The organism is Collinsella sp. AM16-21 (assembly GCF_003471905.1).
In the GTDB taxonomy this organism is placed as follows: domain Bacteria; phylum Actinomycetota; class Coriobacteriia; order Coriobacteriales; family Coriobacteriaceae; genus Collinsella.
In genome coordinates, this window is record NZ_QRKJ01000025.1 from 1 (window position 1) to 1,831 (window position 1,831).

The window sequence follows — 1,831 nt, forward strand, 5'->3', positions numbered from 1 at the left end:
GAATGGCCTATTTGCTCAATGTGTTCGGCTGAGATCGGAAATCAACCACGTTTCCCCAGATAAAACCTGCCAAAATAAACCTGTTCCTTTTTGGCAGGTTTTAAAGGCAAACGGTGAAGGTGATCTGGTTGCCGTGACCGGATACGGTGGCGGCGCCTCCATGGGCCTCGGCGATGGCACGCACCACGGACAGGCCCACGCCCGAGCCACCCGTCTTGGAGCTGCGCGACGCATCCGCACGATAGAAGCGATCGAACAATCGGTCCAGGTCGCCCTCGGGCAGCTCGTCCACGGCGTTCGTTACGACAAGCTCGGCGGCGCCCTTGCCTTTGCCGTGCGAAACGGCGCACAGGCTCAGCTCAATCACGCTGCCCTCGCTCGCATAGCGCGTGGCGTTGTCCAGTAGCAACTCAACCACCTGCGCCACCGCCGCGGCATCGGCATGGGTCCGCACGCCGGTCGCAATCGACGTCGACAGGCGCTTACCGCCTGAGACCACCACCGACTTAAACGGCGCCGCCGCCTTGTTCACCGCCTCCGAAAGATCGATCGACGCCATGGTAAAGCCCGCCGAGCCCTCGTCCATGCATGCCAAGAACACCAAGCGCTCCGTGAGCGCCGATAATAGCGCACCCGCACTCGCCTTAGTGCTGCCTTAGCAGGTCGATGAGCATATTTAAAAAAGCAAGGTTATAGCTTAGTCGGACTTAAGGAACGGGCGGCTTCACATCTCGCCCTGCAAACAACGCCCGTACAGCGAGCGCGCTTGCCGCATGGGCGTTGCGGCCGCCTGCAGCTTATAGATAGGCACCCTCGAGGCGCAGCAGCCACTCCTTGCGATCCAGTCCACCGGCGTATCCGTTGAGCGATCCGTCGGCCGCGACCACGCGATGGCACGGCACGATAATCGAAATAGGGTTGCGAGCGACCGCAGCCCCCACCGCGCGAGGAGATACAACGGGCGCTTCATTTCCCGGCACACGATGTCGAGCCGCAACACGCTGGGCGATCTCGCCATACGTAGCGACCTCGCCACGCGGAATTGAAAGTAGCTCAAACCAAACCTCACGCTGAAACGCCGTGCCAATCAAATGCAACGGCGGCGTAAACCGAGGCTCCTGCCCCGCAAAATAGGCGTTGAGCCAAGCCCAAGAACGCTCTAGCACCGAAGAAGCCGCGCCATTGGCCGGATTTACCGTCTGCATGCCCCCGGCACCCGAAACTGCATCGGTGCCCTCAACGTATTCGGCGCTTTCTTTAAGAAGCGTGGAACCAAAGTGCTCCTGCCCCTCAAACCAAAGCCCCGTCAGACCGCGGCCATCAGCGGCAAGCAAGATTTCGCCCAAAGGCGAAGCAAACGTCGTCGTGACCACCAGCGGCTCCCTTCAAAACTCCGCAACATAATACCGCGAATTGTACAGACAACCCCGCAGATACGTCTGGGCGGGCTCGCAATTACTTAAGCGAGACTGTTTTCCCTAATCAAGCGAAAAAGACGCAGGGCATCGACACCAGAGCGGTACCCCTGTCAGCCGAGCTCTAATACTTTCCCGAGAAGTGAACGAGTAAAAACGAAGTCCCGGAGCATCCACACCTTTAGACCGCAAAACCGCAGGATTCGCGCTGCAAAACCGCAGGACATAGCAATCAAAAAATGCCAATGCTTCGGGGGTCCAAATAAGGTCGTTCACTTCACGGGAAAAGTATTAGACCTCAATTCGCACCAAGCCCAAAGTCACCCCAGGCAGCAGGCGCGAAGCGCCGAGGCCGCCGCCGGGACTAGGGCCCGCAACAACCACGTGCCCCCACATCAGCCCAGCGGCCCCAACCA

General features: G+C 59.4%; 2 protein-coding genes. Both read right to left on the reverse strand.

All coding sequences use genetic code 11. The features are described from left to right. Positions 1–100 precede the first annotated feature (100 nt). Positions 101–601: an ATP-binding protein gene (locus tag DW180_RS09875; protein WP_117790507.1), complete on the reverse strand. Its 501-nt coding sequence runs from the start codon at positions 599–601 to the stop codon at positions 101–103. Between the two features lie 196 nt (positions 602–797). Then, complete coding sequence (locus DW180_RS09880) at positions 798–1,373, reverse strand: methylated-DNA--[protein]-cysteine S-methyltransferase (RefSeq protein WP_233508860.1); 576 nt, start codon at positions 1,371–1,373, stop codon at positions 798–800. Positions 1,374–1,831: the final 458 nt, after the last annotated feature.